The sequence below is a fragment of the Achromobacter piechaudii NBRC 102461 genome, assembly GCF_001571245.1.
GTDB classification, from domain to species: domain Bacteria; phylum Pseudomonadota; class Gammaproteobacteria; order Burkholderiales; family Burkholderiaceae_B; genus Achromobacter; species Achromobacter piechaudii.
Genome location: NZ_BCTK01000001.1, coordinates 1,488,099 through 1,495,262, shown reverse-complemented (window position 1 = coordinate 1,495,262; position 7,164 = coordinate 1,488,099). Strand labels below are relative to the sequence as shown.

5 protein-coding genes are annotated in these 7,164 nt (G+C 68.2%); all 5 read left to right on the top strand.

All coding sequences use genetic code 11. The features are described from left to right. The coding region (locus tag API01S_RS06610) for a YadA-like family protein (RefSeq protein WP_156487069.1) at positions 1-4,057 on the top strand (4,057 nt) is incomplete at its 5' end. Positions 4,058-4,142: 85 nt separating this feature from the next. Continuing rightward, positions 4,143-4,607, top strand: a complete 465-nt coding sequence (locus API01S_RS06605; RefSeq protein ID WP_061303766.1) for a DUF4019 domain-containing protein — start codon at positions 4,143-4,145, stop codon at positions 4,605-4,607. Positions 4,608-4,762: 155 nt separating this feature from the next. Further along, the gene (gene ubiU, locus API01S_RS06600) at positions 4,763-5,779 is read left to right on the top strand and encodes a ubiquinone anaerobic biosynthesis protein UbiU (protein WP_061303764.1); all 1,017 of its coding nucleotides are present in this window, start codon (positions 4,763-4,765) and stop codon (positions 5,777-5,779) included. Continuing rightward, positions 5,776-6,669: a U32 family peptidase gene (locus tag API01S_RS06595; protein WP_061303918.1), complete on the top strand. Its 894-nt coding sequence runs from the start codon at positions 5,776-5,778 to the stop codon at positions 6,667-6,669. Before ubiU ends, API01S_RS06595 begins: the two co-directional genes overlap by 4 nt. After that, a complete protein-coding gene (gene ubiT, locus API01S_RS06590; RefSeq protein WP_061303762.1) occupies positions 6,666-7,085 on the top strand; it encodes a ubiquinone anaerobic biosynthesis accessory factor UbiT in 420 nt (139 codons plus the stop codon). The genes API01S_RS06595 and ubiT overlap by 4 nt, the downstream gene beginning before the upstream one ends. Positions 7,086-7,164 lie beyond the last annotated feature (79 nt).

Below are 7,164 nucleotides of genomic sequence, written 5' to 3'. Positions count from 1 at the left end.
TTCGGCAACGGGTGCAGCATCCACGGCCTTGGGTAACCAGGCCACCGACAACGGTGTCGACAACTCGACCTTGCTGGGCCAGGGAGCAACGATCACAGCGGGCCTCACAGGTTCTAACGTGGCGTTGGGCCAAGGCTCGACGGCAGCGGTCGGCGCGGAGACCGGCTACACGGCAATTGGCCTGAGCACCGCGCAGAACTCCAGCGGCGAAGTGTCGCTGGGCACATCCGGCGCAGAACGCAAGATCACGAATCTTGCCGCAGGCAGCGCGTCCACCGATGCCGTCAACGTCGCGCAATTGACCGGCGTGTCGAATGCCGCCACCGCAAGCGTCGGCGCATTGGGCGCCAGCGTCGCGACAAACCTGGGCGGCGGATCGGCATTCGATCCAGCAACCGGCACCGTCACCGCACCGGCCTACGGCGTGCAAGGCGCCACGTACTCGAACCTGGGCAGCGCCATCGATGGCCTCGACTCGGCAGTGACCGGTCTTGCCAGCGGCAAGTCGGGCGCGTACGTCGCGGACAGCAGCGTCACGACGACGCAAGCCGTGGCTTCCGGCGCGAATGCCTCAGCGGGCGGCTTCGGCGCGTCGGCAATGGGCGCGGCGTCTACGGCCTTGGGTAATCAAGCCAGCGACAACGGCGTCGACAACTCGACGTTGCTGGGCCAAGGCGCAACGATTACGGCAGGCCTGACGGGTTCGAACGTGGCGTTGGGTCAAGGCTCGACGGCAACGGTCGGCGCGGAGACCAGCTACACCGCCATCGGCCTGTCGGCCGCGCAGAACTCCAGCGGCGAAGTGTCGCTGGGCAGTTCGGGTGCGGAACGCAAGATCACCAATCTTGCCGCAGGCAGCGCGTCCACCGACGCGGTCAACGTGGCGCAACTGACCGGCGTGGCCAATGCCGCCACCAGCAGCATCGGCAACCTGGGCGCAAGCGTGGCATCGAACCTGGGCGGCGGTTCGACCTTCGATCCGGCGACCGGCACGCTGACCGCGCCCAGCTACGGCGTGCAAGGCAATACGTACTCGAACCTTAGCAGCGCCATCGGCGGCCTGGATTCGGCGGTCAGCACGATCAACAGCGGCAAGGGTGGCCCGTTCGTCTCGGATAACAGCGTGACAACGGCGCAGGCGCTGGCCTCGGGCGCGGACGCGTCGGCGGGCGGCTTCGGCGCGTCGGCGACAGGCGCGGCATCCACGGTGGTCGGCAACCTGGCCAGCGACAACGGCGTCGACAACTCGACGGTGCTGGGCCAGGGCGCAACCATCACGGCGGCCTTGACCGGTTCGAACGTGGCGTTGGGCCAGGGCTCGACGGCCACGGTCGGTTCGGAAGCCGGCTACACGGCATTCGGCCTGACGTCGGCGCAAAGCTCGGCGGGCGAAGTGTCGGTGGGTGCGGTCGGCGCGGAACGCAAGATCACGAACGTCGCGGCGGGCAGCAACGCCACCGACGCGGTGAACGTGGCGCAACTGAAGGGGCAGGCGGCCTCGCTGGGTGCAAGCCTGGCGACCAGCCTGGGCGGCGGCGCGGTCTACGACCCGACCACGGTGTCGATCAGCGCGCCGACCTACACGGTACAAGGCAAGTCGTACTCGAACCTGGGCACGGCGATTGTCGGCCTGGATGCGACCGTGTCCAACATCAGCAGCGGCAAGTCGGGGCCCTTCGTGGCGGACGCCAGCGTGACCACCGCGCAACCGGTGGCATCCGGCGCGGACAGCACGGCGGGCGGCTTCGGGGCGTTGGCGACGGGCGCGTCGTCGGTCTCGCTGGGCAACCAGGCCACCGACAACGGCGTGGCCAATTCCACGGTGTTGGGCCAGGGCGCCAGCATCACGGCCGGGCTGACGGGCTCGAACGTGGCGTTGGGGCAGGGCTCGGTCGTGTCGGTGGGCGCGCAGACCGCCTATGTCGCCTTCGGGCTGGCTGGCACGGTCGATTCGGCGGGTGAGGTCTCGGTGGGATCGGCCGGCGCATTGCGCAAGCTGACTCACGTCGCGCCCGCCAGCGAGTTGACGGACGCGGTCAACCTGCGCCAGTTGCAGCAGGTGAGCACGCGTCTGGGAGAGATTCACACCGACGCGCTGATGTGGGACCCGACCGCCAACGACGGGGTTGGCGCCTACTCGGCGGCGCACGGCAGCATTGGCGGACCCAGCGTCATCACCAGCGTCGCGGCAGGCGTACTCAGCGGCACCAGCTGGGACGCCGTGAACGGCTCGCAGCTGTTTGAGACGAACCAGAGCCTGGACAAGCTGACGACGGTGGTCAATACGTTCTCCGCTGCCAACGACCCCGCGGTCAACGGTCACGGGGTACGGTACGAGCGCACCAACGACACCGGCATGGTCCAGGCGGATTCCTATGCCAAGGGTTCGGGTTCGACCGCCATCGGTTATATGGCGACGGCCGAAGGCGCGGGCAGCCTCGCGCTGGGCGCGGATGCCCACGTGACGGTGGATGGCGGCGTGGCCATCGGACGGGGCTCGGTGTCAAACCGGGTGTCGGTCACGCGTGCGGTGACGCCGGGCGCGTTCTCGGTGGGTGCGCCGGGCATGCTGCGGCAGATCATCAACGTGGCCGACGGCACGCAGGCGCAGGATGCCGTGACCGTGCGCCAGTTGCAGGGCGCGCTGGCCTCGGTCGCCGTGACCGGCACGCAGTACTTCCATGCCGACAGCACCAAGGTGGACTCGCTGGCCGTGGGCACGGACGCCATCGCGGTCGGCCCGGAAACCGTGGTCAACGGCGACGTGGGGATCGGCATCGGGCTGGCCGCTCAAGTGGACAGCACCGCGACCAACGGCATCGCCATCGGTTCGTCGGCGCGTTCGGCGCTGGACTCGGCTGTTGCACTGGGGACCTCGTCGCTGGCCAGCGGTTCCAAGTCCACGGCAGTGGGTTCCACCGCCAGCGCGGCCGGCGACGGCAGCGCGGCGCTGGGCTCGGCGGCCAGCGCGGCGGGCAACAACAGCGTGGCCGTGGGCGCAAGCGCGCAGGCGCTGAAGGCGGGCGACGTGGCGCTGGGAGCCGGGGCGGTGGCCGACATGGGGGCCGTGCCGGCATACACCGGCAAGTACACCGGCGTGTCCAACACGGCGGCGGGCACGGTGTCGGTGGGCGCGGCCGGCGCCGAGCGCACCGTCAGCAACGTGGCCGACGGCCGCAACGCCACCGATGCGGTGAACCTGCGTCAGCTGGACGGCGCGGTGACGCAGGCCAATCAGTACACGGACCAGCAGATCGCCACGATCAACACGGGCCTGAGCCAGGGAGGCAGCGGCATGTTCCAGGTGAGCCAGTCCAGCACGAAGACCGCGCCCACTGCGACCGGCGCCAACGCCACGGCGGGCGGCTCGGGAGCCGTGGCCACGGGCAGCGGCAGCACCGCCTTGGGCAACGGCGCGCAGGCGCGGGGCGACAACTCGGTGGCGCTCGGCGCGGGCAGCACCGATGACGGCCGCAAGAACGTCGTGTCGGTCGGCGCCAAGGGCAAGGAACGCCAGGTGACCAACGTGGCGGCCGGTACGGCGAAGACGGACGCGGTCAACGTGCAGCAGTTGGACACGGTCAAGCAAGGCTCGGTGCAGTACGCCACCACGCCGGGCACGGGCGCGGTGGACTACTCGAAGGTCACGCTGGGCAATGGCGGCGGGCCCGTCACCCTGAGCAACGTGGCCGATGGCGTCAGCAATACCGACGCCGTCAACGTGCAGCAGTTGAACGCGGGCCTGAACGACGCGGTGCAGCAGTCCAACGCGTACACCGACGGCAAGTTCCGCAACCTGCGCAACGACGTGGACCGCTATCGCCGCGATGCGGCGGGCGGCACCGCGACGGCGCTGGCGGTGGCCGGGCTGGCGCAGGCGTACACGCCGGGCCGCGGCATGTTCTCCATCGCAGGCAGCACGTACGACGGGCAGCAAGGCTTTGCGATGGGCTTGTCCACGGTGTCCGGCAACGGCAAGTGGGTCTACAAAATGTCCGGGTCCACCAACACGCGCGGCACGTTCGGCGCGGTGATCGGCGCGGGCTATCAGTGGTGAGGGCGCGCGGGCGTTCCGGCGCAGTTGGCCGGAACGCCCGCATGCCCGGGTCATGCGGTGCTTTTTCTTTTCATAGTGAGGACTTATGCAACACACGAACCTGATCTCTCGCGGCGTGCGCGCCGGCTTGTTGGGCGGCGCCATGCTGCTGGCCATGCCCGCCCTGGCAGCCGACCCCTCGCTGGACGGCGCGGTGACGGCGGCCAAGCAATGGGCGGCGATGTCGGACAACGGCGCATCGGACAAGATGTGGAGCGCCAGCAGCGACATCATGAAAAAACGCGTGGACAAACAGGGCTGGTCGGACTACCTGGGCCAGTTGCGCAACGAAGTCGGCCGCCATTCCGGCCGCGAATGGCTCCAGGTGGTGCGCGTGACGGACCCGGTGGACCTGCCTCAAGGCAAGTACGTCAACGTCATCTTCCACACCCAGTTCAGCAACATGCCCGCCACCGAAACCGTGTCGATGGTAGCCGGCAAGAACCGCTGGGTGCCGATGGGTTACGTGGTGCGCAAGATCGCCTCTGACGGGCAACCCGCCACGCCTTGAGCCTGGCTTGCCTGGCCGACCCGCTTGCGGGATCGGCCAGGCAGGGTCTTGTCACGCAAGGGATCTCTCGCGGCAATAGCCGGCTTGCATCCATCCCGGTTCGCGTTTGATCTGTGACAAGGCCCGCGCGCACGTCCAACCCTAGACTGCGTGGCATGCAAACGACTTCCTCACCCCTGGAACTGGTTGCGCCCGCTGGCAGCCTGGCCGCACTGACGGCGGCCCTGGACGCCGGCGCGGACACGGTCTATCTCGGCCTGCGCAACGCCACCAACGCCCGCAACTTCGCCGGGCTGAATTTTTCTGAAGGCGATATACGCAAGGGCGTGGACCTTGCGCACCAGCGCGGCCGACAGGTGCTGTTCGCCATCAACACATTCGTGCAGGCGGGCAGGGCGCAGGAATGGCACGCCGCGGTGGACGCTGCGCACGCCTTGGGCGCCGATGCGGTCATCATGGCCGACCCGGGCTTGCTGGCCTACGCCAGCGACCGCTATCCCGACCTGCGCCTGCATCTGTCCGTGCAGGGCTCGGCCACGCACGCCGACGCCATCGAACTGATGAAGGAACAATTCGGCATCCGCCGCGTGGTGTTGCCGCGCGTGCTGACCTTGTCGGAAGTGGCGCGCATCTGCGCCAACGTCAGCGTCGAAGTTGAAGTCTTCGGCTTTGGCAGCCTGTGCGTCATGGCCGAGGGCCGCTGCCTGCTGTCCTCATACGCCACGGGCGATTCGCCCAACAACAAGGGCGTCTGCTCGCCAGCGCACGCGGTGCGCTGGGTGGAAGAGGGCGGCCGCATGGATGCACGCCTGTCGGGCATCTTGATCGACCGCTACGAACCCGGCGAACCGGCCGCCTACCCGACGCTGTGCAAGGGCCGCTTCGAGGTGGACGGCCGCGCGGATCACGCGCTGGAGGAACCCACCAGCCTGAACGCCATCGGCCTGTTGCCGCGTCTGGCGCAAATGGGCGTGTCGGCGATCAAGATCGAAGGCCGTCAGCGCAGTCCGGCCTATGTGGCCCAGGTGGTCGCCACCTTGCGCGCCGCGCTGGACAGCGCGCACGCCGACCCCGCGCGCTTTGCGCCGCTGGCCAAGTGGAACGCCTTATTGGCGCGCCACGCTGAAGGATCCCAAGTCACGCAAGGCGCATTCGAACGGCCATGGAAATGAACCCCACGCAATTTCAGATCTCTGTAGGACCGCTGCTGTATTACTGGCCTCGGCGCGCCACGCTGGACTTCTACGCCGCGCTGGCCGATGGGCCGGCCGATATTCTTTACGTGGGCGAGACGGTCTGTAGCCGTCGCCACGAACTGCGCGCCGACGATTGGCGCGACCTGGCGCAAGACCTGCGCGCCGCCGGCAAGACGGTGGTGCTGTCGGGGCGGACGCTGATCGAAACAGGCGCCGAAGCACATGCCTTGAAGAAGCTGTGCGCGCAGGACGACTTCATGATCGAAGCCGGCGAGCTGGGCGCGGTGCGGCATCTGGCCGGGCGGGCGTTCGTGGCAGGGCCGCACGTGAATGCCTATCACGGCGGCACCTTGCAATGGCTGGCGTCGCAGGGCGCCGTGCGCTTTGTCGCGCCGCTGGAAATGGATGGCGAAACGCTGGCGCGGCTGCTTCAAGAGCGGCCCGACGGATTGGCGGCCGAAACGCTGGTGTGGGGCCGCATGGCGCTGGCGTTTTCGGCGCGCTGCTTTACGGCGCGGCACTTTCGGTTGAAGAAGGACGATTGCGGCTTTCGCTGCATCGAGCATCCCGACGGCCTGGACATGCGCACGAAAGAATCGCGCGAATTTCTCAGCATCAACGGCATCCAGGTGCAGTCCGCCGCGTGCCTGGACCTGCTGGCGCAGGCTACGGAACTGGCGGCGATGGGCGTGGACGTATTGCGCGTCAACCCGCAATCGGCCGGCACGCACGAGGCCATCGCCGCGCTGGATGATATCCGCCATGGCCGCGCCGCCCGCGCGGTCACGCCGCCAGCGGGCATCGGCCGATGCAATGGCTACTATCACGGCCGATCAGGCATTGAATTGATGGAGGCCACGGCATGACAGGTTCTGGAAAAGCGCCATCCCTGCTGGCCGCGCTGGGCCGGCGCGTGCCCGCACCGCTGGCCTCGCTGCACATGGTGGCCGGGCTGGAACTGGCCCGACGCTTCAAGTGGCTGACTCCGCCCGCCGAACTGGACGGCCGCAGTTTCGCCATCACCGTCGAAGACCTGGGCGTGCGCGCCTGCTTCGCTGTGCAGGGCGGGGCGTTTCGTCCGGTGTGGACGGGCGCACCCGCGCATCTGGAACTGGGCGCGGCGTGGGCCGACCTGTTGAGCATGGCGCGCGGCGACACCGATGCCGACACCTTGTTCTTCCAACGACGGCTGCGGATATCGGGCGACACGGAGCTGGGGCTGATCGTCAAGAACTGGCTGGACGCCGCGCCACGGCCGGCGTGGCTGCGGCCCGCTGCTTGATGCGCAAACCCTCTGCGCTACCGCCCTGTTTAAGGGTTTCTACTCATTAGGCAAAGTAATTCGGAAGATAAGAAATAAG

What these genes read in the sequence shown, in the direction of transcription:
- API01S_RS06605 (WP_061303766.1), top strand. Translation starts at nt 4,143, where the DNA reads ATGCAACACACGAACCTGATCTCTCGCGGCGTGCGCGCCGGCTTGTTG.
- ubiU (WP_061303764.1), top strand. Translation starts at nt 4,763, where the DNA reads ATGCAAACGACTTCCTCACCCCTGGAACTGGTTGCGCCCGCTGGCAGC.
- API01S_RS06595 (WP_061303918.1), top strand. Translation starts at nt 5,776, where the DNA reads ATGAACCCCACGCAATTTCAGATCTCTGTAGGACCGCTGCTGTATTAC.
- ubiT (WP_061303762.1), top strand. Translation starts at nt 6,666, where the DNA reads ATGACAGGTTCTGGAAAAGCGCCATCCCTGCTGGCCGCGCTGGGCCGG.